Source organism: Pantoea sp. B_9 (assembly GCF_008632015.1).
Classification (GTDB): Bacteria; Pseudomonadota; Gammaproteobacteria; order Enterobacterales; family Enterobacteriaceae; genus Pantoea; species Pantoea dispersa.
Genome location: NZ_VWVL01000008.1, coordinates 138,706 through 162,999, shown reverse-complemented (window position 1 = coordinate 162,999; position 24,294 = coordinate 138,706). Strand labels below are relative to the sequence as shown.

The window sequence follows — 24,294 nt, the reverse complement described above, 5'->3', positions numbered from 1 at the left end:
CCTGTCGCTCCCGACAGCTTACCTGCGTAAACTGTGGAATAGGTGCCGTTGCTGACGTCCTGTACCACCCAAAATTCGGGCATATTTCTTTCGATGTCAGTATCGCTTGTCACTGACACCCGCCGGAAGGTTATCCTGCCGCGTTCCGTTACACCGTTTTAAAATCGCTAAACCTTGTATGCTAATTCCTGCCCTGCGTCAACGCAGTTGGTCATATGGAGCGAATTTTCCGCTTTATCCGGCGGTAAGCGCTGCTTCCCTGACCAGTCGCGGCGTGATGAAGATCACCAGCTCACGTTTTTTGCGCTCGTCGGTCTGCTGACGAAACAGACTGCCGAGCAGCGGCACCTCGCCCAGCCACGGCACGCGCTTTTCGCCCTGGGTGCGCTGCTGCTGGAAAATACCGCCCAGCGCCAGCGTTTCACCGTCGCGCAGCGTCACCTGAGTGGCGATTTCCTGCTTATCGATGCTCAGCACCTGACTTTCCCCCATCGTCAGGCTGCGACCCGGCATGTTCTGGCTCAGCCGCAGCGTGAGCTGAATACGCCCGTTGCCCAATACCACTGGCGTCACCTCCATGCCCAGCACCGCCTCTTTGAACTCAATCGCCGTCGCACCGCTGTTACCGGATTTCACCTCATAGGGAATTTCGGTGCCCTGCTTGATGGTGGCGGTCTGCTGGTGTGAGGTAAACAGCCGCGGGCTGGCGATGATTTCGATCTGGTTCTCCTGCTCCAGCGCACTCAGCTCCAGATTAAGCAGTTCGCCGTTCATCGGTCCGAGCGTGACGCCGGCGCGTATCGCCGGATTGCTCACCGCCAGCGGCACCAGCAGCTGCGGATTGCGCAGCGCCCCGGTGACGACATCGCCGGGTGCGGTGCTCCAGCTGACGCCGAGCTCGCGCAGATGCTCTTCATTGATGGTGACAATGTGCGCTGACAGCTCAACCTGCTCCAGCGGCAGATCCAGCGCCTGCAGCCAGCGCTCGGTGTCGCGCAGCGCCTGCGCACTGTCCCGCAGCAACAGGCTGTTGGTACGGCTATCCACCGTCACGCTGCCGCGCGGCGTCATCAGCGAGCGTTCCGCCTGCAGGCTGCGGTAGACATCGCTGGCACTGGCGTAGTGCAGCGTGACAGTGCGCTGCTCAAGCGGCGCCTGCAGCTGCTTCTCTTCACGCTCCGCCTGTGCCTGCTGTGCCTGTCGCTGCTGCCAGCTCTCCGGATAGACCAGCAGCACGCCCTCCTCCTGGATCACCGTGAGTTTCGCCAGCCGCGTGACCAGCGCCAGTGCGCGCTCCCAGCCGACGTTATCGAGTCGCAGCGACAGCCGCCCCTCCACGCCCGGCGCGATCAACAGGTTGGTTTGCTGATAGTCAGCCAGCGCCTGCAGAATGCGCTCGACCGGCGCATCATCAAATACCAGGCTCAGGGGCTGATCAGCGGCGTGCAGCGGACTGCTCAGCGCCAGCGACAGCAGCAGCATCATCCTTTTCATAAAATCCTCCTTTTATTACCCATGTAATGTGCTGCGGCGGACAGCTCTGCGGGGCGCTCAGTACCAGCGTATGTGCACTGAGCTGGGTCACCTGCCACGGTGCCACCGGAAAAGCAGCCGGTGCGCTCAGCCGCTGACGTTTGCCCTGCGGTGAAACCAGCCAGGCCACAAAGTGCGGCGCGCGACCAATGATGCCCTGTAAGCGCCAGCCCTGCGGTACGGCAGCGGGTGCCTGACAATGGCTGGCAGCCAGCGGCTGGAACGGATCGCGCGCCAGCGCCCAGCTGCTGCACAGCAGTAACACCAGTGCGCTACTCCGCATCGTCACTCTCCAGCCAGAATTCGCTGTGTAACACGCCCTGCTCCGCCTGCAGCTGAAAACGCTGTGGCACCGCTAACGCCGTCGCAGCCAGCCCGCTGAACAGCGGCAGAAACTGCGGCCAGCTCAGGCGCAGCGCCAGCTGCTGTGGCTGACTGTCCGGATGCCAGGCCTCGAGCTGATTGCCGCGCGCTGCCACCAGTTGCTCTAACGATACGGACGCCGCCGTTGCCGCTGGCTGCAGCGTTGCGATCTCCGTCTGAAGCTGTCCGATGGCCGGTCGCGCGTCCAGCTGCTGCTGACGTTGCTGGTGCTGCTGCGCCAGTTGTGACAGCTGCTGTTGCAGCGTGCTGAATTGCTGCTGTTGCGGACGCAGCAGCAGTAGCCACGCCAGCCCGAGTAGCAGCAGCGCCAGCAGCTGCAGGCTGGCTATCCGCCACGTCAGTGCCAGCTGCAGCCAGCGCTGGATGAGTTCATTCATCGGTCGCGTCCTGCAGCCGGGCACGCAGCGCGAAGCGGTAATCTCCCTGCGCCTGACGCTGTACGCTGCCCTGCTTCACCGCCGCAAACAGCGGCTGCGTCTGCAGCTGATGGCGGAACGCACTGACATCAGCCAGGCTTTGCGCCAATCCGTCCAGCACCAGTTGCCCCTGACGCCGCTCCACGCGACTCAGCCACAGCGTCTCCGGCATCAGCGCGGGCAGTTGCTGCCAGAACTGCTGCCAGCGTTGATGCTGCTGCAGCCGCTGTTGCTGCGCCTGCTGCCTGCGTAACAGGTCATCCCGCTGCGCCATCAGGGTTTGCTGTTGCGCCAGCCGCTGCTGGATCTGCTGGAGCTGTATGGTCATATCGGTGTGCTGCCGGGCTGCATGCTGGAGCCGCTGTTCAGCGCGCCACCACAGCAGCAGCGTGACTAACAGCGTTACCAGCAGCACGACAACCAGCAACGCCACACTGTGCTGGCGGCGTAGCAGCAACTGCTGTGCCCGCCACGGGAGCAAATTGACCGCCAGCATCAGTAATCCTCCGGACGCAGCGCCAGGCCTAGCGCAATCGCCAGCGCGCCCGCCTCTGCGGGTAGTGGCGGTTGCAGATAATGCAGCAGCGCCAGTGGTTTGCAGCGCTGCACTTCCGCCTCCGGCAACGCCTGCGGTGAGGTGCAGAACACCGTTTGTGCCTGGGGAAAGGTGTCACGCAGATGGGCGAGCGTCAGGGGTTCGGTTGCCGCGCCGCAGGCGCTATTTTCGCCGGCCAGCGTCCACAGCCAGTGGTCGCAGAGCGGATGGATCAGCAGCTGATGCGGGCGCAGCGGAACGCGCATGGCGATCTGCATCAGCGCCAGACTGCTCAGCTCAAACACGTCGGGGCGCAGTCCGGCCTGCTGCAGCGGCGCCAGCCACTGGGCGATGACGTCGCGGCGCGCGGCGGTGACGTGCAGCTGGCTGGCGCTGCCGCCCAGCCGGTAATCCAGCGACAGCGAGGCGGCTTCGACCGGGAACAGGCGTGATGCGGACGCGTTAACGTAGCGGCTGAGCGCCGGCTCGCGCAGTGAGGTTTGCGGCAACGGCAGCGTACGCTGCAGCACCAGCTGCGGCGGCAGGCCAACGCGCAGTGAGTAGCGCCTGGGTAAATGACGTTGCCAGCGCACCAACATCTCCTGTAACACTGGCGAGGTTTGCAACACGCCGTTGCGTAACGTATCGTGCGGCAGCGGCTGCTGCCACCAGTGTCGCAGCTGCCATCCGTGACGGCGTCGTTCAATGCCAAGGGCGCAGAGTTGCCCGTTCTGGATGTCCAGTCCAATTTGCCAGCGCTGAAAAGCCATGCGCGCGATCTCCTTATCGTTACAGGAAAAAGGATGATTACCCGCATTGCATGAAGAATGACGGGTATATCAAAGCGTCAGGCTTGCCTTTATACTACCGCGCGATTGTTTATAAACTGCCCAAACGCCAACAGATGGGAATTCTCAGGTGAAGTTCGTAAAGTATTTATTGATCCTTGCAGTGTGTTGCATTTTGCTGGGAGCCGGCACGGTTTATGGTTTGTACAAATACATAGAGCCGCAGCTGCCTGATGTGAACACATTGAAAGATGTGCGCCTGCAAACCCCGATGCAGGTTTACAGCGCGGATGGCGAGCTGATCGCCCAGTACGGTGAAAAGCGCCGTATCCCGCTCACCCTGCAACAGATGCCGCCTGAGCTAATCAAAGCGTTTATCGCCACCGAAGACAGCCGCTTTTATGAGCATCACGGTGTCGATCCGGTGGGGATTTTCCGCGCCGCCAGCATCGCGCTGGTCTCTGGCCACGCCTCGCAGGGCGCCAGTACCATTACGCAGCAGCTGGCGCGTAACTTCTTCCTCAGCCCTGAACGCACGCTGATGCGTAAAATCAAGGAAGCCTTCCTGGCGATTCGCATCGAGCAGTTGCTGAGTAAGGATGAAATCCTTGAGCTGTATCTGAATAAAATCTATCTCGGCTATCGCGCTTACGGCGTCGGTGCGGCGGCGCAGGTTTACTTCGGTAAACCGGTCGATCAGCTGTCGCTGAGTGAGATGGCGATGATCGCCGGCCTGCCGAAAGCGCCGTCGACCTTTAACCCGCTCTATTCACACGCCCGTGCGCTGGCGCGCCGTAATGTGGTGCTGGCTCGCATGCTGGATCAGAACTACATCACGCAGCAGCAGTATAACGACGCGCGCAACACGCCGCTGACCGCCAGCTATCACGGCCCGGAAATTGCCTTCTCTGCACCGTATCTCACCGAGTTAGTGCGTCAGGAGATGGTGAAACGCTACGGCGACAGCGCCTATGACGATGGCTACAAGGTGTATACCACCGTGACCCGCCATCTGCAGGAAGCCGCACAGCAGGCGGTGCGTAACAACGTGATGGCGTACGATATGCGTCACGGCTATCGCGGCCCGACCAACGTGCTGTGGAAAGTGGGTGAAGCCAGCTGGGATCACACCCGCATCGTCAATACGCTGAAAAATCTGCCGGTCTACGGTCCGCTGAATGCCGCCATAGTCACCAGCGCCAGCGCCGACGAAGCCACCGCCATGCTAAAAGATGGCAGCAGCGTTTCGCTGACCTTAGCCGGCGTGCGCTGGGCGCGTCCGTATAAATCCGACACCCTGCAGGGCCCGACGCCGCGCAGCGTCACTCAGGTGCTGCAGGCTGGCCAGCAGATTTGGGTACGTAAAGTCGGTGACGCGTGGTGGCTGGGACAGGTGCCGCTGGTGAACTCGGCGCTGGTGTCGCTCAATCCGGAAGATGGTGCGGTACGCGCGCTGGTGGGTGGTTTTGACTTCAACCAGAGTATGTTCAACCGCGCCACCCAGGCGCTGCGTCAGGTCGGCTCGAACATCAAGCCGTTCCTGTATACCGCCGCCATGGACCGCGGCCTGACGCTGGCCTCCATCCTCAACGACGTGCCGATTTCACGCTGGGATGCCGGTGCCGGCGCAGACTGGCGACCAAAGAACTCGCCGCCGACCTATGCGGGTCCGATTCGTTTACGCCAGGGGCTGGGTGAGTCGAAAAACGTGGTAATGGTGCGCGCGATGCGTGCTATGGGCGTTGATTACGCCGCTGAGTATCTGCAGCGCTTTGGCTTCCCGGCGCAGAACATTATTCATACCGAGTCGCTGGCACTGGGCGCCGCATCCTTCACGCCAATGCAAGTGGCGCGCGGCTATGCGGTGATGGCCAACGGCGGCTTCCTGGTCGATCCTTACTTCATCGCGAAGATTGAGAACGAACAGGGCGGCGTGATTTTCCAGGCGCAGCCGAAGATCGCCTGCCCGCAGTGCAATCTGCCGGTGATCTATGGCGACACCAAAAAGTCGGTGGCGCTGAATGAAGAGAGCGTGGAAAACGTCGCCACCTCGAATCAGCAGCAGAATCAGACCGTGCCGCAGCCCGAGCTGGAGCAGGTACCCGCGCAGCCGCAGCCGGCCGGCGATCAGCAGTACGCGCCGCACGTGATCAACACGCCGCTGGCGTTCCTGATTAAGAGCGCGCTGAACTCCAACATCTTCGGTGAACCGGGCTGGATGGGAACCGGCTGGCGTGCCGGCCGCGATCTGAAGCGCAACGATATCGGCGGCAAAACCGGTACCACCAACAGTTCCAAAGATGCCTGGTTCTCCGGTTATGGTCCGGGCGTGGTGACGTCGGTGTGGATTGGCTTCGATGATTCGCGCGCGCTGGGACGCACCACGGTATCGGGTGCGATTCCGGATCAGATCTCCGGCTACGAAGGCGGCGCGAAGAGTGCGCAGCCGGCATGGGATGATTACATGAAAGTGGCGCTGGATGGTGTGCCGGTGCAGCCGCTGACACCGCCGGACGGCGTGGTGACGGTGACCATTGACCGCAGCACCGGCAAGCTGGCCAACGGTGGCGGCAACACCCGTCAGGAGTACTTCATTAACGGCACCCAGCCGACCGAGTATTCGGTGCATGATGTGGGCACCACCATCATGGACAACGGTGAAAGCCACGAACTGTTTTGATCAAAAAAGCCGGGGGAAATCCCCGGCTTTTTGTTTTTACCCCGTGCGACTTTCCGCGCCTTTTATTGCGCCGCCAGGTGTCCTCAATAACTCAACCGCCCCTGCTTCACCAGCCACTCACGCACCATGAACAGCGCGCTGACGTTACGCGCCTCGCGAAAATCCGGCTCTTCCAGCAGCGCCAGCAGATTGCTGAGCGGCCAGCGGCGTACAATCAGCGGCTCCGGCTCATCCCCTTCCAGCTTCTCTTCGTACAACCCTTCAGCTACCACGATATTCATCTTGCTGGAGAAATAGGACGGCGCCATGGTGAGTTTGCCCAGCGCTTCCAGCTGGTGCGCGCCAAAGCCCACTTCTTCTTTCAGCTCACGGTTAGCGGCTTCAAAAGCGCTTTCACCAGGATCGATTAAACCTTTCGGGAAGCCCAGCTCATAGGTTTCCAGTCCGACGGCGTACTCCTGGATCAGGATCACGTCATCGCCAATGATCGGCACAATCATCACCGCTTCACGATCGGAGGGCTTCATGCGCTCATAGACGCGACGCGCCCCGTTGCTGAAGGCGAGATCAACCGCTTCGATGGTAAACAGGCGGGAGCGGGCCACCGCTTCCACGTTGAGGATGTCAGGTTTTTTCAGGGGAGTGGTCATATCAGCCTCAAACTTAGCACAGCCTTGTGAAACGCGATGACGTCAGCATACCGAAGCCCGCGGCATTGTGCGACACGCAGCGCGGGTCAATCATGGTGACATACATTTGCCCGCTGCCGCTAACAACTTCTTGTTATCTGCACAGTAAGATTTTCACAATAAGTCAACGGGGTAGCAGCAAATTCGGATAATACCGATGTTTAATTGAGGGGCTTGTGAGTACCATCCCGTTAAGGAATAATCTAACAAATTTATAATACAATGATTTTGCGCGGTATTTTGTTTCATTTGCCTCTTGTCAGAATGACTTCTGCTCGCCAAAATTGACTCGTATTGCAGGTTTTACCGGGAGCACATCGTAAACGTGACGGCAGTTTTTTGGCTGGATTGAGCAAAGCATGAGCACTCTTATCGTCATTCTGGCTGTCATGCTGGCCTGTTCGTTAGTGGCCGGAATCGGCTACTGGTACGCTATGCGGCATCGTCCGCCGTTGGCGAAACCACTGCCGTTTATCAGTCCGCCCTGCCGTAAACTCACCGATGAAGAACGCGCTGCCGTTGAGAAGTATATTGCGTCGCTGGGTAAAGCGCGTCAGCACAGCAGTGGGCGATCGACCCGATCGTCACGGGAACCCGAAGCGCTGGCGCTGACCGCACAGAGCAATAATGTTTATCCCGTTACCCGCTCCATCACCCGTTACGGCCTCTCCACTGACGATCCCCACAAATGGCGCTACTACCTGGATGAGGTTGAGGTGCATCTGCCACCGCTGTGGGAGCAGTACATCGCTGAAGAAAACTACGTCGAGCTGATCCGCACCCAGACCCTGCCGCTGGTGATCTCGCTCAACGGCCACTCGCTGGTGAACTATGCGGTGGAACAACCGGCGCTGCCACCGCTGGTGCGGCCGATGTCGACCAACGCTTCGATTCGTAAAGAGGAGAGCGAAAACGTCGAGCTGCTGCAGGTGCGCAAAGAGTCGCCGGAAGAGTATCAGCTGTCGCGCGCCGACGGCACGCGTGAAGCGAGCGCTATTTGCTGCGCCTTCCTGCTGTTTTTCCTCAGCCTGGTGCTGCCCGGCAGCCTGATGCTGTGGATTGCGCTGCCCGCCGGCGCGATCGTTGCTGTCAGCCTGTGGTTTATGTACCGATTCCCCGGTGAAAAAGGGCTGCGTGATGTGCACTGTCTGCGTGGCGCACCGAAGCGCTGGGGTCTGTTTGGCGAATCCAATCAGGAGCAGAGCAACATTTCGCTCGGCATCATCGACTTAATCTATCCGGCACACTGGCAGCCTTATGTGGCGCACGACCTGGGCCAGGTGACGGATGTGGATATCTACCTGAATCGTCAGGTGGTACGCCAGGGGCGCTTCCTGTCGCTGCAGGATGAAGTCCGCAACTTCCCGGTACAGCGCTGGCGTAAAAACCTGGTGCTGGCGTGCGGTTCGCTGCTGGTGCTGGTGATGCTGGTGAGCTGGATTCCGCTCAGCATGCCGATCAAACTCAGCCTCGCCTGGTTAAAAGGGACTGAGAGCGTGGAAGTGAACAGCGTCGATAAACTCACTGCCCTGCCGCTGCACATTGGCGATAGCCTGAAAGTGAGCGGCACCGGCATGTGCTCGGTTCCGGGCAATTACCAGAGCAACCGCAGCTACGCGTACATGCCGTTCGACTGCTCGGCGATTTACTGGAACAACGCTGCGCCGCTGCCGCTGCCGCAGTCCGACATCATCGATAAGGCCGCCGCGCTGCTGGAGACCACCACGCAGCAGCTGCATCCGGAAACCAACACCGACCCGAAACTTAACCCGCAGCTGGCGTCGGCGATTCAGAAATCAGGCATGATCCTGCTGGATGATTTCTCCGACCTGGTGCTGAAAACCCAGCAGCTGTGCAGCCAGCAGCAGGACTGCGTGCGCCTGAAAAATGCGCTGGTCAACCTCGGTAATGCGAAAGACTGGGATACGCTGATTCACCGTGCGGATTCTGGCAAGCTCAACGGCATGAATGTGCTGCTGCGCCCGGTTAGCGCCGAAGCGCTGGAGAATCTGGTGAACACCGCCACCTCGACCTTCTTCTCGCGGGAGACGCGTCGCGCGGCGGAAACCCTTAACAGCCCGCCGCCGGGCGGATTCCTGATCATTAGCGATGAAGGCCGGCAGATGGTGAACCAGCCGCAGCCGTCGGTGGCGCTGTTCGATCTCGACGCCCCAGCGCAGTGGCACGAACTGCAGCGCCTGTCCGGCATGCTGCTGCACACGCCATTTGCCGCCAGCGGTATCATTACCAGCATTACCACCGATGCCAACGGCACGCGCCATATCGCCCTGCACAACGAGCCCGACGCCATGGCGCAGTGGCGCTATCTGGGCACCGCGCTGCTGATGCTGGTGCTGATTGTCAGCGCCGTCAGCAACGGCCTGCTGGCGCTGCGCCGCATCCACCGCAACCGCCTGCGTATGGCGCAGATTCAGCAGTATTACGACAAGTGCTTTAACCACAACCTCAGCACTATGCAGAGCGTGCGCTCGCTGTTCTGACCCTCCGCCTTCTGTGCTACCCTGTCGCCCTGTTTTTCAGGGCGGAAAACAAAATGCCGATTACGCTTAAGGGATTGGCGATGGATCGGCAGTCCGCAACGGTACCTCGCCCTTGATTTATCACGTTGTACCCATACCTTTGGGTATCAGGCACCGGCCCGATCCATCTTTCCGGCGTCATGCGACCGTGTGCGACCGATCGCCAAACGGCGCGACGCAGCGTAACAGCAGGAGCCGCAATGAAAGAGAAAACCAGTGAAGGCGTCCGCCTTGATAAATGGCTGTGGGCCGCGCGCTTCTATAAAACCCGCGCGCTGGCTCGCGACATGATTGAAGGCGGCAAAGTGCATTACAACGGCCAGCGCAGCAAACCGGGCAAAGTGGTCGAACTGCAGGCCGAGCTGACGCTGCGTCAGGGCAACGATGAGCGCACGGTAATCATTACCGCCATCGGCGACCAGCGGCGTCCGGCCAGCGAAGCGCAGCAGATGTACGCGGAGACGGCCGCCAGCATCGAAAAGCGCGAAAAGAACGCGCTGGCGCGCAAAATGAATGCCCTGACCATGCCGCATCCCGATCGCCGCCCGGATAAAAAAGAGCGCCGCGATCTGCTGAAATTTAAATTGTCGGGCGATGAATAACTCGCGCCCCCACGAGAGAAACCTTATGTCTGTTCAAGATCAACTGCATCGTTACCTGTTTGAAAACGTCGCCGTGCGCGGCGAGCTGGTCAACGCATCTCAAACCTGGCGCGACATCGTGCAGAACCACGACTACGCCGAGCCGGTCAAAACGCTGCTGGGCGAACTGCTGGTCGCCACCAGCCTGCTCACCGCTACGCTGAAATTTGACGGCGATATCACCGTGCAGCTGCAGGGCGATGGCCCGCTGAGCATGGCGGTGATCAACGGGAATAACCGCCAGGAGCTGCGCGGCGTGGCGCGGCTGAAAGAGGATGCGGAGATCGCCGTAGGCAGCAGCCTGAAGCAGATGGTGGGTAACGGCTATCTGGTGATCACCATTTCACCTGAGAAAGGCGAGCGCTATCAGGGCGTGGTCGGCCTGGAAGCCGATACGCTGGCGGGCTGTCTGGAAGATTACTTCATGCGTTCCGAGCAGCTGCCAACCCGCCTGTTCATTCGCACCAGCGAGAAAGGCGCAGCCGGTATTCTGCTGCAGGTGCTGCCCGCGCAGGAGCCCAACCTGGATGACTTCAACCATCTGGCCACGTTAACCGAAACCGTGAAGAGCGAAGAGCTGATTGAGCTGCCCGCGACTGACGTACTGTGGCGTCTCTATCATCAGGAAGAAGCCACGGTTTACGATCCGGCGCCGGTCAGCTTTAAATGCACCTGCTCGCGCGAACGCTGCGGTGAAGTGCTGAAAACGCTGCCGCCAGAGGAAGTGGATGAGATTCTGGTCGAAGACGGCAAAATCGATATGCACTGCGACTACTGCGGCACGCACTATGTGTACGACGCCGTGGATATTGCGGCCATTCGTAACGCTCCCTCCGGCAATAGCGATCAACTGCATTAATCAGCAAACGGGCGGTGACGCCGCCCGTATTTTCCGCCGGCGTAGCGCTATGATTTTTCACGGAAATTAACTAATTTACGCTAACTTTAGTTTCATAAGTGGCAGATTTCTCTACTTGTCACGTTCCAGCTCGCATTTTTAACTCTCTTCACTTTTCCACCTCGCTCAGACGTGTACACTGCGCGCGATCTGCCCTGTGCGGCTATGCGCAGCAGGACGCAGAAACCCTCATAAAAAATGCCATGAAGTACCGATTTAAGGAGCAGTCACATGCGCGTTAACGGCCTGACATCGCAAGACCTCGAAACGCTCGGAATTAGCGGCACCACCGAGGTGGTGTACAACCCTGATTACGCCACGTTATTTCAGGAAGAAACCCGCCCGGAGCTGGAAGGTTACGCGCGCGGCACCCTGACGCAGAGCGGTGCCATTGCCGTGGATACCGGCATCTTCACCGGACGTTCGCCGAAAGATAAATACATCGTGCGGGATGACACCACGCGTGACACGCTGTGGTGGAACGATGTTGGCAACGGCAAGAACGACAACCAGCCGCTGTCACAGGAAACCTGGCAGGCGCTGAAAGATCGCTGCACGCAACAGCTTTCCGGCAAGCGTCTGTTTGTGATTGACGCCTTCTGCGGCGCCAACCCGGACACCCGCCTCAGCGTGCGTTTCGTGATGGAAGTGGCGTGGCAGGCGCATTTCGTCAAAAACATGTTTATCCGTCCGACTGAGGCCGAACTGGCTGAGTTTACGCCGGATTTCGTGGTGATGAACGCAGCGCAGTGCACCAATCCGGACTGGCAGGCGCAGGGTCTGCATTCAGAGAATTTTGTCGCCTTTAACCTGACCGAACGCATGCAACTGATCGGCGGTACCTGGTACGGCGGCGAGATGAAAAAAGGGCTGTTCGCCATCATGAACTATCTGCTGCCGCTGAAGGGTATTGCCTCAATGCATTGCTCGGCCAACGTCGGCAAAGCGGGCGACGTGGCGGTGTTCTTTGGCCTGTCCGGTACTGGTAAAACCACGCTCTCTACCGATCCGGATCGTCAGCTGATCGGCGACGATGAGCACGGCTGGGATGACGACGGCGTCTTTAACTTCGAAGGCGGCTGCTACGCCAAAACCATCAATCTGTCAGAGCAGGCCGAGCCGGAGATTTACCGCGCGATTCGCCGCGATGCGCTGCTGGAGAACGTGGTAGTGCGCGCCGACGGCACGGTCGATTACGCCGACGCCAGCAAGACGGAAAACACCCGCGTGTCTTACCCGATCGAGCACATCGAAAACATCGTGCAGCCGGTGTCGAAAGCGGGCCACGCGAAGAAGGTCATCTTCCTGACCGCCGATGCCTTTGGCGTACTGCCACCGGTTTCGCGTCTGACGCCGGAGCAAACCCAGTACCACTTCCTGTCCGGCTTTACCGCCAAGCTGGCCGGCACCGAGCGCGGTGTGACGCAGCCCACCCCAACCTTCTCCGCCTGTTTTGGCGCGGCGTTCCTGACGCTGCATCCAACGCAGTACTCGGATGTGCTGGTGAAACGTATGCAGGCGTCCGGCGCGCAGGCCTATCTGGTGAATACCGGCTGGAACGGCAGCGGCAAGCGCATTTCGCTGAAAGACACGCGCGCTATCATCAACGCGATTCTGGCCGGTGAGCTGGATGAAGCGGAGACCGTAACGCTGCCGGTGTTTAATCTGCAGGTGCCCACCACGCTGGCACAGGTGGACGATGCCATTCTCGATCCGCGCCGCAGCTGGCCTGACGCCGCCGCCTGGCAGCAGGCTGCCGAAGCGCTGGCGCAGCGCTTTATCACCAATTTCGAGAAGTACACCGATAACGATGCCGGCAAGGCGCTGGTGCAGGCCGGCCCGCAGCTGTGAAGTAGCCCAGCCGCCACAACGGCGGCTTAGCGATGGCACATTTCGTCGCGGCGCGATTTATCGCGCATGCCTGCAGCGGCAATATCGCTGATGGATGCGCAATAGATTGCGCCGCGACGGTTGGTGCGGAAATTTAACTAACGTTACTGCTTACTGCCGTCGTGGCGCTGTTTTCCGGGATCGGTAACCACGCGCGGATACGTAATCCGCCGCGTTCACTGTCGCCAATCTCCAGCGATCCGTCATGCGCATCGATAATACGCTGCACAATCGCCAGGCCAAGGCCGGTGCCGCTGGTGCTGCGCGCGCTGTCGCCACGCACAAACGGCTGGAACAGATGCTGTAACTGATCCGGCTTAATGCCCGGACCATCATCCTCCACCTGGAACCACGCGCGATTCAATTCCTGACCGCTGCTGACCTTGATCCAGCCGTTACCGTAACGCGCCGCGTTAACCACCAGATTCGCCACCGCGCGTTTAATCGACAGCGGGTTAATATCCAGCATCAGCTCCGCGTCCATCACCGCATTCTCAATCTCGCGCTCGTAGCCGCTCTCCGCCGCCACCACTTCGCCCAGCACGCTATTCAGATCGGCGCGCTCGGTTTGCATCTCCTGCCCGGTGCGCAGGTAATCGATGAACTGCTCGATGATGGCGTTACACTCTTCGATGTCTTTGTTGATCGACTCGGCCAGGTAGCCATCTTCCTCGCCCATCATCTCGGTGGCGAGACGGATGCGCGTCAGCGGCGTGCGTAAATCATGGCTGACGCCGGCCATCAGCAGCGTACGGTCATCGGCCAGCTGCTTCACGCCCGCCGCCATCTGGTTGAAGGCGCGCGTCACCGAACGCACTTCCGAAGCACCGTATTCGCGCAGCGGTGGCGGAATAATGCCTTTCCCCACCTGCAACGCAGCGTGTTCAAGATCGACTAAGGGCCGGTTTTGTATTCGGATAAACAGCCAGGCGCCGCCAATCGCCAGCAGCATAATCGCCAGGGTATAGCGGAATAGCGGTGAGAAGTCGCCCTGATGGATTTCGGTCAGCGGTACGCGCACCCAGATATCCGGCGACAGCCAGGTTTTCAGCCAGACCACCGGCGAGTTTTTGTTAACCTCAACCCGCACGTCGGTCGGCCCGCCCAGCTGCTGCGCCATCTGTTCACTGAGGAATTCATAATGCTGCGCCCAGCGCAGCCCGCTCTCTTCCGCCGCCGCGTTGGTGTACAACGAGATGCCCAGCTCACGATAAATTTCGCGCCGGAAGGCCGGCGGCACTTCCAGCTGCGTACCATCCTCCAGCTGCAGCCGATCGGTCATCAGCATACGCACTTCGTAGGCGAGGACTTTGTTGAACTGCTGCAGGCTGGGAAGAATGGCAAAATTGAGCACCACCAGGTAGGTCGTTACCAGGCTGACGAACAGCAAGGTAACGATCAACAACAGGGTGCGGGCAAACGAACTGCGGGGTGAGAAGCGCAATCGCCTCATGCTTTACTGCCGTCCGGAACGAACACGTAGCCAAGGCCCCAGACGGTCTGGATGTAGCGCGGATGCGCCGGATCTTCTTCGACCATGCGGCGCAGACGAGAGATCTGCACGTCGATAGAACGCTCCATCGCACTGTACTCACGCCCGCGCGCCAGGTTCATCAGCTTATCGCGCGACAGCGGCTCACGCGGATGGCTCACCAGCGCTTTCAGCACGGCAAACTCTCCGCTGGTCAGCGGCATCGGCTCATCTTCACGGAACATTTCGCGCGTACCGAGGTTCAGTTTGAACTTACCGAAGGCGATGACCGCTTCTTCCTGCGACGGCGCGCCCGGCAGCTCATTGGCCTGACGACGCAGCACGGCACGAATTCGCGCCAGCAGCTCACGCGGGTTGAACGGTTTTGGAATGTAGTCATCGGCGCCGATTTCCAGCCCCACGATACGATCGACCTCTTCACCTTTCGCGGTGACCATAATGATCGGCATCGGGTTACTCTGGCTACGCAGACGACGGCAAATTGACAGGCCATCTTCGCCCGGCAGCATTAAATCCAGCACCATTAAATGGAATGATTCGCGGGTCAGCAGACGATCCATCTGCTCGGCGTTGGCGACGCTGCGCACCTGAAAGCCCTGTTCGGTGAGATAACGTTCGAGCAGTGCGCGCAGACGCATATCATCATCGACGACCAGAATTTTGTAGTTCTCTTGCATGTTCAACTCCCAAAGGCGCCATTGCCTGAGCCGATATTGTGTAAAAAAGATGCCCGTCTGTGACAGTCATTAATGGTTTATATTCTAGCCGAAATTGTTACAAAGCATATTAAACAGCAGCTTATCTTTAATTTTAACCGCGAACTGCGGCTTCGCTCGCGCTTTTCTGACTGATTTTGACGCCGTTTAGCGCTTGTCTGAAAATCAGCGCCGTTTTCTGCCGGCGAGTGGTCCAGCCGGGCCGTCCCGCTTCCGCCGTCAGGCGGGGCGCGCCATTTGGCTTAAGTTTCGCCTGCAGGATAAGCCAGCGGCCGCGCTCAGCAGCATAAAATATCGCGTTTTCGCCGCTGACTGCGTATCCGCGCTCGGAACAGTGCCAGTGCGCGCGTAAAATAAGGCCAGCGTTAAATAAAGTGATTTAAATCAGTCAGTAAACTCCCCTTTCCTCTGCGCAAATGATCTCCGACACTGCATCGGTACCTGCTTACTGAGTTCATGTGGAGAAGAAAGATGAAAAAAACCGTTGTTCTGCTGAGCGCTCTGGTACTCACCAGCCTCACACAGGTTCAGGCCGCTACGCCAGCGGGCGAAGCCGCCGGCGCACAGGCGTCGACCACGGCCAAAGGTAATTCCGATGCTATCGGCATCGGTGCGGTGGGAGCCCTGCTCGGCGTCGCGCTGGCCACCATGGGCGGCGGCGATCACGGCGGCAGCAGCACCTCAACGACCACGGCGACCACGCCGGGCAAATAACGCTTATCTGGCGCGGCAAGGCTGCGGCGCTTCCCCCTCTTATACTGCCAGCCCTTTCGCCAGCGGAGAATAAGTTGCGCCCCGGCTTGTTTCACCAGGCCATTACTCTCCGCCTCTTTTTTCCTCACTTTCCGTGACGTACTCAATGCGGTTCACAAACCACACCTTCTGTCCTTCCGGCGTGTTTACCGTCACCTCGTCATCCACCTCTTTTTTGATCAGCGCGCGCGCCATCGGCGAGTCGATGGAGATGTACTCTTTCACCGTATCGCCATAGATCTCGTCCGGTCCGACGATGCGAAAACGCTTCACGTCGCCCTGCTCATTCTCCACTTCCACCCAGGCACCGAAGAACACTTTGCCCTCCTGCTGCGGCGCATAATCAACAATTTTCAGCTCGGCGAGGCATTTACGCAGATAGCGCACGCGGCGATCGATCTGGCGCAGCAGGCGCTTGTTATAGGTGTAATCGGCGTTTTCAGAGCGATCCCCCAGGCTGGCAGCCCAGGAGACAATGCGGGTGATTTCCGGCCGCTTCTCATTCCACAGATGGTCGTGCTCAGCACGCAGCTTGTTATAGCCTTCGCGGGTAATCAGTTGGGTTTTCATCGCTTCACTCGTGGTTACAGCCCTGTTCACTGCACAGAGGCTATCACAAAGCATTACCTGCCCGGACAGGCACCCAGCGTCTTTTTCATCAGGCGCACATAATCGGCGACCAGGCCGGGTGTCCAGGTCATGATTTCTGCCCGTTCGCGCAGCACGCAGGCGCCCCAGAATGCCGGCTGCAGCAGCAGCGCAAACACCTGTTGCAGCCGCTGGCCGTAATAGCCTTCAAACGCCACGTCCAGCGCATCCACCACGGTGGTCGAACAGTTTTTTGCCGTCAGATTATACAGGCTGTCACCACGGTTGGCCTGCCAGTAGCTGGCGAGCGCCTGTCCGTTGTAGTGCTGAAAACTGAAGGTTAAATCCGGGCTGCGCCAGTCGGCAATCTCTGCCGCCAGCGAGGGGAGAAAACGGCCGGGACGATCGTTAATCTGTCCGGCCAGCAGCAGACGCGGCAGCTCGTGCGGTTGCGGATCGATCTCCTGCTGCGGATAAAGGCTGATGTAGCCGCGCTCGCCAAAGCTCAGTGCCGCGTGGCCGGTACAAAAGTGCCCTTCACCGTTAATCACGCCGATGTAACGGTCAATCACATAGCGCTTCGGCTGTTGACTGGCTTCAGACTGCGCCTGCCAGACGTGGACACAGAGAGGAAATGCCGCAGCGTCCGGCGGAAAGCGGGCCTGCTGCCACGGCCGGAGCCGCGCGATATGACGATGGCCGCGACAAAACCACGGCAGCAGCGTAACGGACTGACCCGCCGGCAGGCGCTGCCACTGGCGCCAGACGCGCCACACCGTCAGGCTGAACGACAGCAGCAACAGTACCAGCCATCTGCCCAGCAACAGGCAGGTATGCAGGTTGTCATTGAAAAACAGCACCACGCTCAGCACCATCTCGCCGCAGCCCAGCATAAAATGTCGCACCCAGCGCTGGCGCTGAATCAGCGCCGCGCTCAGGCAGCGAAACAGGCCGTTAAACAACAGGCAGATTTCCATCACCGTCAGCAGCAGTTTCTTCAGCTGCCTTTCGTCACCGTGCCACAGCGCGCCGGCCAGCAGCGTACCGACAAAAATCAGGGAAAACAGCAAATTGAGCCAGCGCTGCAGCGACACCTCGCCGCTCAGCAGGTTAAACAGCAGCGACAGCGACAGTAAGAGCGCCAGCACCTGTAGCGACAGATTGATATGCCCATCGACCAGCACGTCCGCCACGATCATGCCGGCCAGCAGCACGCCGCACAGCGCCAGGCCATAAATCAGCAGACGATAACGCACCAGCAGCTCGCGTCCGGCCAGCAGCAGCAGTAATTTGATCATTGCTTCACCCTCCTTCCGTGGTTTGCCGCGGATTATAGGGCAGAGGCGGGGCGAGCCTGGCAGCAACCGGCACGCCATTGCGCTGGGGTTTAACACATAGGTGGCTAAGTTTCTCTGAGTTGCGCGCTGCATTCAGAAAAAGACGGATTCACCGGTCAGCGGCTGGCAATTTGCGGCCTCAGTCCGTATAACTGTCCCCTATTTCTAACCCTGTGTAAGCAAGACCGTTACTGATGATGAAAGATTCGCTGAGCCAGATTATCGCAGGTGAGCTGAAGGCACGCGCCGACCAGGTTGACGCCGCCATTCGCTTGCTGGACGAAGGGAACACCGTGCCGTTTATCGCACGTTATCGTAAGGAAGTGACCGGCGGGCTGGATGATACCCAGCTGCGTACGCTGGAGAGCCGTCTCGGCTATCTGCGTGAGCTGGAGGAACGCCGCCAGTCGATTCTGAAATCCATTGATGACCAGGGCAAACTGACGCCGGAATTAGCCACTGCCATCAACGGCACGCTGAACAAAACCGAGCTGGAAGATCTCTATCTGCCTTATAAGCAGAAGCGCCGCACGCGCGGGCAGATCGCTATCGAAGCCGGGCTGGAACCGCTGGCTGAGACGCTGTGGAACGATGCGTCTCAGGATCCCGAGCAGCTGGCAGCGCGTTATGTCGACGCGGACAAAGGCGTCGCCGATGGGCGTGCCGCGCTGGATGGCGCACGCTATATCCTGATGGAGCGCTTCGCCGAAGACGCCACGCTGCTGGCGAAAGTACGTGAATACCTGTGGAAGAACGCCCATCTGGTTGCGCGCGTGGTGGAAGGCAAAGAGGAAGAAGGCGCTAAATTCCGCGACTACTTCGATCACCACGAAGCGCTGAGCAGCGTGCCGTCGCACCGCGCGCTGGCCATGTTCCGTGGCCGTAACGAAGGCATTTTACAGCTGTCGCTCAACGCCGATCCGCAGTTCGACGAGGCACCGCGCGAAAGCTACGGCGAAACGCTGATCGCCGACCACCTTGGCCTGCGCCTGAACAACGCACCGGCCGACAGCTGGCGCAAAGCCGTGGTCAGCTGGACCTGGCGCATCAAGGTCCTGCTGCACCTCGAAACCGAACTGATGGGCACCATCCGCGAACGGGCGGAAGACGAAGCGATCAACGTGTTTGCCCGTAATCTGCACGATCTGCTGATGGCGGCTCCCGCCGGCATGCGTGCCACCATGGGTCTCGATCCTGGCCTGCGCACCGGGGTTAAAGTGGCGGTGGTCGATGCTACCGGCAAGCTGGTCGCGACCGATACCATCTATCCGCATACCGGCCAGGCGGCCAAAGCCGCGACCTCGGTGGCGGCACTGTGCGCGAAACATCAGGTTGAACTGGTGGCGATCGGCAACGGCACCGCTTCACGTGAAACCGAGCGTTTCTTCCTCGACGTACAGAAGCAGTTCCCGCAAATCAAAGCGCAAAAAGTGATTGTCAGTGAGGCCGGAGCATCGGTCTATTCCGCTTCCGAACTGGCGGCGCAGGAGTTCCCCGATCTCGACGTTTCGCTGCGCGGTGCGGTGTCTATCGCCCGTCGTCTGCAGGATCCGCTGGCAGAGCTGGTCAAAATTGACCCGAAATCTATTGGCGTTGGCCAGTATCAGCACGATGTCAGCCAGAGCCAGCTGGCGAAAAAACTCGATGCGGTGGTGGAAGATTGTGTGAACGCCGTGGGCGTCGATCTGAATACCGCTTCGGTGGCGCTGCTGACGCGCGTCGCCGGTCTGACGCGCATGATGGCGCAGAACATTGTCAGCTGGCGTGACGAAAACGGCCGTTTCCAGAACCGCCAGCAGCTGCTGAAGGTCAGCCGCCTTGGCCCGAAAGCCTTTGAACAGTGCGCCGGCTTCCTGCGCATCAACCACGGCGATAATCCGCTGGATGCCTCAACGGTGCATCCGGAAGCCTATCCGCTGGTGGAGCGCATTCTCGCCGCTACGGAACAGGCGCTGAATGAACTGATGGGCAATCCGGGTAGCCTGCGCGACCTGAATGCGCGCGACTTCACCGATGAGCGTTTCGGGCTGCCGACCGTCACCGATATCATCAAAGAGCTGGAAAAACCGGGCCGCGATCCGCGTCCGGAGTTCAAAACCGCGCAGTTTGCCGAAGGCGTGGAGACGCTCAACGACCTGCTGCCGGGCATGGTGCTGGAAGGTGCAGTGACCAACGTGACCAACTTCGGCGCGTTCGTCGATATCGGCGTGCATCAGGACGGCCTGGTGCACATCTCTTCGCTGTCGGACAAATTCGTAGACGATCCGCATCAGGTGGTGAAAGCCGGCGATATCGTCAAAGTGAAGGTGATGGAAGTCGATCTGCAGCGTAAGCGTATCGCGCTGACCATGCGTCTGGATGAGCAGCCGGGTGAGAGCAACGCGCGCAGCGGCGGCAACCGTGGCGCAGGCAAAGAGGCCGCGCGGCCCGCCGCCGGTGCCAAAGGCCGCGGCAAACCTGCCAGCGCCAGCGTCGGTAACAGTGCGATGGGCGATGCGCTGGCGGCCGCGTTTGGGAAGAAACGCTAAGCGGCGCGCGAGTACAGGAGGTTGATAAATTGTCCTGGCGGACTACGCTGAAAAAACCGTGTGAAAAAATGACCTTCCGCGTAACCCGGCGATCCGATGGACATTATCAACTTCCTGCTCGATGAGATTTATGAAGGTAGCTTCCCCGTCGCGGCGCGCGAGCGCCTGCTTTCGCACATCCGCGCGGCGCGCGACACGGTAAAGCTGCCGCGTAAAGCGCACTGGGATGAAAAAGACGTGGTGCTGATCAGTTACGCCGACCAGTTCCGCGAACCCGAGCAGCCCACGCTCGCCAGCTTTACGCGCTTTTATCAGCAGCATCTGCAGTCCACCTTCAGCCTGGTGCATCTGCTGCCATTTTTCCCCTACTCGTCCGACGATGGCTTCTCGGTTATCGATTACCACAAAGTGAACCCGATTTGCGGTGACTGGCGGCACATCACGGCGCTGCACAGCGAAACCCGGCTGATGTTCGATTTCGTCTGTAACCACATGTCGGCGCACAGCGCATGGTTTCGCCACTTTCTGGCGCAGGATGCCGGCTGGGACGACTTCTTTATCAGCATGCCGCCCGCCACCGATCTCAGTGCCGTGACGCGCCCGCGCACCTCACCGCTGCTGACGCCGTTTACCCTCGCTAACGGCGACACGCGCTTTATCTGGACCACCTTCAGCGCCGACCAAATCGATCTCAACTTCGCCAATCCGCAGGTGCTGATCCGTATGGTGGGCGTGCTGCTGGATTATCTCAACAAAGGCGCGGATTACGTGCGGCTGGACGCGGTGGGCTACATGTGGAAAACGCCAGGCACACGCTGTATCCATCTGACCAAAACCCATCAGCTGGTGAAGCTGTTTCGCGCCATCGCCAACGAAGTCGCGCCAGGTACGGTGATCGTGACCGAAACCAACGTGCCGCATCAGGATAACATCAGCTATTTCGGCAACGGCCACGACGAAGCGCAGATGGTTTACCAGTTTTCGCTGCCGCCGCTGGTGCTGCACGCCATTCACTCCGGCTCGGCGCGCGCGCTGCGCCAGTGGGCCAGCACGCTTGAGCCCGGTGATGGCGGCACCACCTTCTTTAATTTTCTCGCCTCGCACGACGGCATTGGCCTCAATCCGGCACGCGGCATTTTGTCGGAAGTCGAGATTGTGGCGCTGGTGCGTGAACTGGCGCTGGAGGGCGCGCTGGTGTCCTATAAAAACAACCCGGACGGCAGCACCAGCCCGTATGAAATCAACGTAACGTATCTGGATGCGCTCAATCACCAGACCGACGATGACGAGACGCGCCTGCGTCGCTTCCTGCTGGCGCACGCGATTCTGCTGGCCTTTCCTGGCGTGCCCGCCATCTATATTCAAAGTATTCTCGGCTCGCGCAATGACAACGAAGGCGTGCACGCTGCCGGGCACAACCGCGCCATCAACCGTGAGAAGTACAGCCTGCGCGATATCGAACAGCAAATCAGCGGCGGCAACCCGCTGCGTCAGCAGGTGTTTGAGCGGCTTAGCGCGCTGATTCAGCTGCGCACCCGGCAGCCGGCGTTCCATCCGGACAATCCGATGACGCTGCTGGAGAGCGACAACGCGGTGCTGCTGCTGCGCCGTTACGCGGCGGACAGCGACGAAGGGTTACTGTGCGTGTTCAATCTCAGCAGCCGCGAGATCAGCACCGCGCTGCCGCAGGCGCGCCCTTTTCAGGATGTGATCAGCGGGCAGCGCGTGGATGGCAGCCAGCCGCTGGTGCTGGCCGCCTGGCAGTTTATGTGGCTGCGTGGATGAACTGCTGCACCTGCTGGCAGAACGCCTCCGGGTGCGAAATAAACGGCGCGTGCGCGGCCTTCGCAATGACAACCGACTGCGAATACGGCCAGCGCGCATCCAGCTGCGGCGCAATGCGACGCGGCACCAGGCCATCCAGCGCGCCATAGATACGCAGGAACGGCAGCGTCAGCCCATCCAGTGCGCTGCGTAAATCTTCGTGGCGCAGAATGTTCAATCCCCCTTCCAGTACCGCCACCGACGGCATTGGCTGCGACAGTACGACCTCTTTCAGCTGGCGCGCATCCTGACGCGCATTTTCCGTCCCCATGGTTTGCAGCGCGAGAAAACGCTCCACCGTGCGCTGGAAATCGCTGCTCAATTGCTGCTGGAACGTCGCCAGCGTCTCAGGCTGAATGCCGGGCCATTCATCCCGGGCGGTAAAGCACGGCGACGACGCCACGCTAATCAATGCCGCCACGCGATCGGGCTGGCTCAGCGCCAGCTGGCTGGCCACTAAGCCGCCCAGCGACCAGCCGAGCAGCACGGCGCGCGCTGGCAACTGCGGTAGTAGCTGCTGCGCCATCTGCGCCAGGCTCAGCGGCCCAAATCCCTGGCTGCGGCCAAATCCCGGCAGGTCCACCAGGTGCAGACGAAAATGCGGGCTGAGTCGCGGAACAATGTGTTGCCACACTTCGGCGTTCAGTCCCCAGCCGTGCAGCAGCACAAGATCGCGATCGCCTGTGCCTGTGGTGTGCCAGTAAAGCGAACTCATCGGTTACACTCCCGAAAAGTGAAAAGGAGGTCGCTATGCTAGCAATCCCGGCCCTGTGTTGGCTATGCCGTCTGCCGCTGCGTATCGCCCGGCACGGCCTGTGCAGCGTATGCCTGCGTCAGCTACCGGCACTGCCGGCGCTCTGTCCCTGCTGCGGACTGCCGGCCAGCGGCGATCAGCCGTGCGGGCGCTGTCTGCGCCGGCCGCCGCCGTGGCAGGCGCTCACTTGCGTGAGTGATTATGTGCCGCCGCTGAGCGAATGGGTGCAGCAGCTCAAATTCTCGCGCGCAACCGCACTCAGGGTGATGCTGGCGCGGCTGCTTTTGTTAAAATTATTAACAAAGCGCCGCCAGCAGCCGTTGCCGCGTATCGATCTGGTGCTGAGCGTGCCGCTGCACCGCCGCCGCGCCTGGCATCGCGGTTATAATCAGGCCGCGCTGCTGGCTAAACCGCTGGCGCGCTGGCTCGGTTGTGAATACCGCGAAGGGCTACGCCGGGTGCGTCACGGTGCGGTGCAGCATGCGCTCAGCGCCCGCGCCCGGAAAAGCAATCTGCGTGGAGCGTTTCGCCTTGAAATGGCGGTGCGCGGACGCCACATCCTGCTTATCGATGATGTGGTGACCACCGGCAGCACGGTGGGGGAAATCAGCCGCTTATTACTGGCGCAGGGCGCGGCCAGCGTACACATAGGATGCCTGTGCCGTACCTTGTAGAGCGTCGGCGTTGGGCGTATTATAACCAGGTATTTTAGTCAACTATTGAGCAATCGCCATGATCCGTATTACTGATACTGCGCAAGAGCACTTCGCAAAACTGCTGTCAAAACAGGAAGATGGCACCCAGATTCGCGTATTCGTTATTAACCCGGGTACGCCAACCGCCGAGTGCGGCGTCTCCTACTGCCCGCCGGACGCGGTCGAAGCCACCGATACCGAACTGAAGTTCGACAAGCTGTCTGCCTATGTTGATGAGCTGAGCGCGCCGTACCTCGAAGATGCGGAAATCGACTTCGTGACCGATAACCTCGGCTCACAGCTCACGCTGAAAGCGCCGAACGCTAAGATGCGTAAAGTGTCGGACGATGCGCCGATGGTTGAGCGCGTGGAGTATCTGCTGCAGGCGCAGATCAACCCGCAGCTGGCCAGCCACGGCGGTCGCGTCTCGCTGATGGAGATCACCGACGAAGGCTACGCCATTCTGCAGTTCGGCGGCGGCTGTAACGGTTGCTCGATGATTGACGTGACGCTGAAAGACGGCATCGAGAAAGAGCTGCTGGCCGCCTTCCCTGAGCTGAAAGGCGTGCGCGATCTCACCGAGCATCAGCGCGGCGAGCACTCCTACTACTGA

Annotated in this window: 21 protein-coding genes; 10 read left to right on the top strand and 11 right to left on the bottom strand. The window is 60.0% G+C overall.

The features are described from left to right. Positions 1–234 precede the first annotated feature (234 nt). The 5 genes from hofQ to pilM are packed head-to-tail and all read right to left on the bottom strand — an operon-like array spanning position 235 to position 3,638. Entirely contained in the window at positions 235–1,494 is a 1,260-nt protein-coding gene (gene hofQ, locus F3I21_RS20405) for a DNA uptake porin HofQ (RefSeq protein WP_059011217.1), read from the bottom strand. Further along, entirely contained in the window at positions 1,436–1,816 is a 381-nt protein-coding gene (locus F3I21_RS20400) for a HofP DNA utilization family protein (protein WP_127834665.1), read from the bottom strand. The genes hofQ and F3I21_RS20400 overlap by 59 nt, the downstream gene beginning before the upstream one ends. Next, positions 1,806–2,294, bottom strand: a complete 489-nt coding sequence (locus tag F3I21_RS20395) for a hypothetical protein (protein ID WP_150059656.1) — start codon at positions 2,292–2,294, stop codon at positions 1,806–1,808. Before F3I21_RS20395 ends, F3I21_RS20400 begins: the two co-directional genes overlap by 11 nt. Beyond that, positions 2,287–2,829, bottom strand: coding sequence for a PilN domain-containing protein (locus F3I21_RS20390; protein ID WP_150059655.1), 543 nt, complete (start codon positions 2,827–2,829; stop codon positions 2,287–2,289). The genes F3I21_RS20395 and F3I21_RS20390 overlap by 8 nt, the downstream gene beginning before the upstream one ends. Beyond that, positions 2,829–3,638, bottom strand: a complete 810-nt coding sequence (gene pilM, locus F3I21_RS20385; RefSeq protein WP_150059654.1) for a type IV pilus biogenesis protein PilM — start codon at positions 3,636–3,638, stop codon at positions 2,829–2,831. The genes F3I21_RS20390 and pilM overlap by 1 nt, the downstream gene beginning before the upstream one ends. 148 nt (positions 3,639–3,786) lie before the next feature. Between pilM and mrcA the strand changes: the two genes are divergently transcribed. After that, the gene (gene mrcA, locus F3I21_RS20380; protein ID WP_150059653.1) at positions 3,787–6,336 is read left to right on the top strand and encodes a peptidoglycan glycosyltransferase/peptidoglycan DD-transpeptidase MrcA; all 2,550 of its coding nucleotides are present in this window, start codon (positions 3,787–3,789) and stop codon (positions 6,334–6,336) included. 83 nt (positions 6,337–6,419) lie between these two features. On the opposite strand, the gene nudE is transcribed toward mrcA, so the two are convergent. Then, positions 6,420–6,986, bottom strand: coding sequence for an ADP compounds hydrolase NudE (gene nudE / locus F3I21_RS20375; RefSeq protein ID WP_021507415.1), 567 nt, complete (start codon positions 6,984–6,986; stop codon positions 6,420–6,422). Between the two features lie 398 nt (positions 6,987–7,384). Here nudE and F3I21_RS20370 point away from each other — a divergent pair, with 398 nt between their 5' ends. The 4 genes from F3I21_RS20370 to pckA all read left to right on the top strand — a co-directional run bounded on the left by F3I21_RS20370 (position 7,385) and on the right by pckA (position 12,955). Beyond that, positions 7,385–9,526: an intracellular growth attenuator family protein gene (locus F3I21_RS20370; RefSeq protein ID WP_150059652.1), complete on the top strand. Its 2,142-nt coding sequence runs from the start codon at positions 7,385–7,387 to the stop codon at positions 9,524–9,526. 239 nt (positions 9,527–9,765) lie between these two features. After that, positions 9,766–10,167, top strand: coding sequence for a ribosome-associated heat shock protein Hsp15 (gene hslR, locus F3I21_RS20365; protein ID WP_021507413.1), 402 nt, complete (start codon positions 9,766–9,768; stop codon positions 10,165–10,167). A 25-nt stretch (positions 10,168–10,192) separates the two neighbouring features. Then, on the top strand, positions 10,193–11,065 hold the full coding sequence (gene hslO / locus F3I21_RS20360) for an Hsp33 family molecular chaperone HslO (protein WP_150059651.1): 873 nt from the start codon (positions 10,193–10,195) through the stop codon (positions 11,063–11,065). Positions 11,066–11,335: 270 nt separating this feature from the next. After that, a complete protein-coding gene (pckA, locus tag F3I21_RS20355; RefSeq protein WP_021507411.1) occupies positions 11,336–12,955 on the top strand; it encodes a phosphoenolpyruvate carboxykinase (ATP) in 1,620 nt (539 codons plus the stop codon). Positions 12,956–13,088: 133 nt separating this feature from the next. Here pckA and envZ read toward each other — a convergent pair whose 3' ends face one another. Both envZ and ompR read right to left on the bottom strand, forming a co-directional pair. Next, positions 13,089–14,447, bottom strand: coding sequence for a two-component system sensor histidine kinase EnvZ (envZ, locus tag F3I21_RS20350; protein WP_031279686.1), 1,359 nt, complete (start codon positions 14,445–14,447; stop codon positions 13,089–13,091). Then, positions 14,444–15,163, bottom strand: a complete 720-nt coding sequence (gene ompR / locus F3I21_RS20345; protein WP_001157751.1) for a two-component system response regulator OmpR — start codon at positions 15,161–15,163, stop codon at positions 14,444–14,446. The genes envZ and ompR overlap by 4 nt, the downstream gene beginning before the upstream one ends. Positions 15,164–15,673: 510 nt before the next feature. On the opposite strand from ompR, the gene yjbE reads away from it, so the two are divergent. Beyond that, a complete protein-coding gene (gene yjbE / locus F3I21_RS20340; protein WP_021507409.1) occupies positions 15,674–15,916 on the top strand; it encodes an exopolysaccharide production protein YjbE in 243 nt (80 codons plus the stop codon). A gap of 102 nt (positions 15,917–16,018) precedes the next feature. Here yjbE and greB read toward each other — a convergent pair whose 3' ends face one another. After that, the gene (gene greB / locus F3I21_RS20335; protein WP_021507408.1) at positions 16,019–16,525 is read right to left on the bottom strand and encodes a transcription elongation factor GreB; all 507 of its coding nucleotides are present in this window, start codon (positions 16,523–16,525) and stop codon (positions 16,019–16,021) included. 53 nt (positions 16,526–16,578) lie between these two features. Next, the gene (locus F3I21_RS20330) at positions 16,579–17,841 is read right to left on the bottom strand and encodes a hypothetical protein (RefSeq protein WP_150059650.1); all 1,263 of its coding nucleotides are present in this window, start codon (positions 17,839–17,841) and stop codon (positions 16,579–16,581) included. 236 nt (positions 17,842–18,077) lie between these two features. On the opposite strand from F3I21_RS20330, the gene F3I21_RS20325 reads away from it, so the two are divergent. Both F3I21_RS20325 and F3I21_RS20320 read left to right on the top strand, forming a co-directional pair. After that, complete coding sequence (locus tag F3I21_RS20325; protein WP_150059669.1) at positions 18,078–20,408, top strand: Tex family protein; 2,331 nt, start codon at positions 18,078–18,080, stop codon at positions 20,406–20,408. Between the two features lie 96 nt (positions 20,409–20,504). Next, positions 20,505–22,193 (top strand): alpha-amylase family glycosyl hydrolase, encoded by a 1,689-nt coding sequence (locus F3I21_RS20320; RefSeq protein ID WP_150059649.1) that lies wholly within the window; start codon positions 20,505–20,507, stop codon positions 22,191–22,193. Here F3I21_RS20320 and bioH read toward each other — a convergent pair. Then, complete coding sequence (gene bioH, locus F3I21_RS20315) at positions 22,174–22,947, bottom strand: pimeloyl-ACP methyl ester esterase BioH (RefSeq protein WP_150059648.1); 774 nt, start codon at positions 22,945–22,947, stop codon at positions 22,174–22,176. The two genes, F3I21_RS20320 and bioH, sit on opposite strands and share 20 nt — an antisense overlap. Before the next feature lie 35 nt (positions 22,948–22,982). Here bioH and gntX point away from each other — a divergent pair, with 35 nt between their 5' ends. Together gntX and nfuA are read left to right on the top strand one after the other, a co-directional pair. Then, positions 22,983–23,660 (top strand): DNA utilization protein GntX, encoded by a 678-nt coding sequence (gene gntX, locus F3I21_RS20310; RefSeq protein WP_150059647.1) that lies wholly within the window; start codon positions 22,983–22,985, stop codon positions 23,658–23,660. Between the two features lie 58 nt (positions 23,661–23,718). Next, on the top strand, positions 23,719–24,294 hold the full coding sequence (gene nfuA, locus F3I21_RS20305; RefSeq protein ID WP_021507402.1) for a Fe-S biogenesis protein NfuA: 576 nt from the start codon (positions 23,719–23,721) through the stop codon (positions 24,292–24,294).

Coding starts and splice junctions, on each gene's coding strand:
- hofQ (WP_059011217.1), bottom strand. CDS start 1,494: ATGAAAAGGATGATGCTGCTGCTGTCGCTGGCGCTGAGCAGTCCGCTG.
- F3I21_RS20400 (WP_127834665.1), bottom strand. CDS start 1,816: ATGCGGAGTAGCGCACTGGTGTTACTGCTGTGCAGCAGCTGGGCGCTG.
- F3I21_RS20395 (WP_150059656.1), bottom strand. CDS start 2,294: ATGAATGAACTCATCCAGCGCTGGCTGCAGCTGGCACTGACGTGGCGG.
- F3I21_RS20390 (WP_150059655.1), bottom strand. CDS start 2,829: ATGCTGGCGGTCAATTTGCTCCCGTGGCGGGCACAGCAGTTGCTGCTA.
- pilM (WP_150059654.1), bottom strand. CDS start 3,638: ATGGCTTTTCAGCGCTGGCAAATTGGACTGGACATCCAGAACGGGCAA.
- nudE (WP_021507415.1), bottom strand. CDS start 6,986: ATGACCACTCCCCTGAAAAAACCTGACATCCTCAACGTGGAAGCGGTG.
- F3I21_RS20370 (WP_150059652.1), top strand. CDS start 7,385: ATGAGCACTCTTATCGTCATTCTGGCTGTCATGCTGGCCTGTTCGTTA.
- hslR (WP_021507413.1), top strand. CDS start 9,766: ATGAAAGAGAAAACCAGTGAAGGCGTCCGCCTTGATAAATGGCTGTGG.
- hslO (WP_150059651.1), top strand. CDS start 10,193: ATGTCTGTTCAAGATCAACTGCATCGTTACCTGTTTGAAAACGTCGCC.
- pckA (WP_021507411.1), top strand. CDS start 11,336: ATGCGCGTTAACGGCCTGACATCGCAAGACCTCGAAACGCTCGGAATT.
- envZ (WP_031279686.1), bottom strand. CDS start 14,447: ATGAGGCGATTGCGCTTCTCACCCCGCAGTTCGTTTGCCCGCACCCTG.
- ompR (WP_001157751.1), bottom strand. CDS start 15,163: ATGCAAGAGAACTACAAAATTCTGGTCGTCGATGATGATATGCGTCTG.
- yjbE (WP_021507409.1), top strand. CDS start 15,674: ATGAAAAAAACCGTTGTTCTGCTGAGCGCTCTGGTACTCACCAGCCTC.
- greB (WP_021507408.1), bottom strand. CDS start 16,525: ATGAAAACCCAACTGATTACCCGCGAAGGCTATAACAAGCTGCGTGCT.
- F3I21_RS20330 (WP_150059650.1), bottom strand. CDS start 17,841: ATGATCAAATTACTGCTGCTGCTGGCCGGACGCGAGCTGCTGGTGCGT.
- F3I21_RS20325 (WP_150059669.1), top strand. CDS start 18,078: ATGAAAGATTCGCTGAGCCAGATTATCGCAGGTGAGCTGAAGGCACGC.
- F3I21_RS20320 (WP_150059649.1), top strand. CDS start 20,505: ATGGACATTATCAACTTCCTGCTCGATGAGATTTATGAAGGTAGCTTC.
- bioH (WP_150059648.1), bottom strand. CDS start 22,947: ATGAGTTCGCTTTACTGGCACACCACAGGCACAGGCGATCGCGATCTT.
- gntX (WP_150059647.1), top strand. CDS start 22,983: ATGCTAGCAATCCCGGCCCTGTGTTGGCTATGCCGTCTGCCGCTGCGT.
- nfuA (WP_021507402.1), top strand. CDS start 23,719: ATGATCCGTATTACTGATACTGCGCAAGAGCACTTCGCAAAACTGCTG.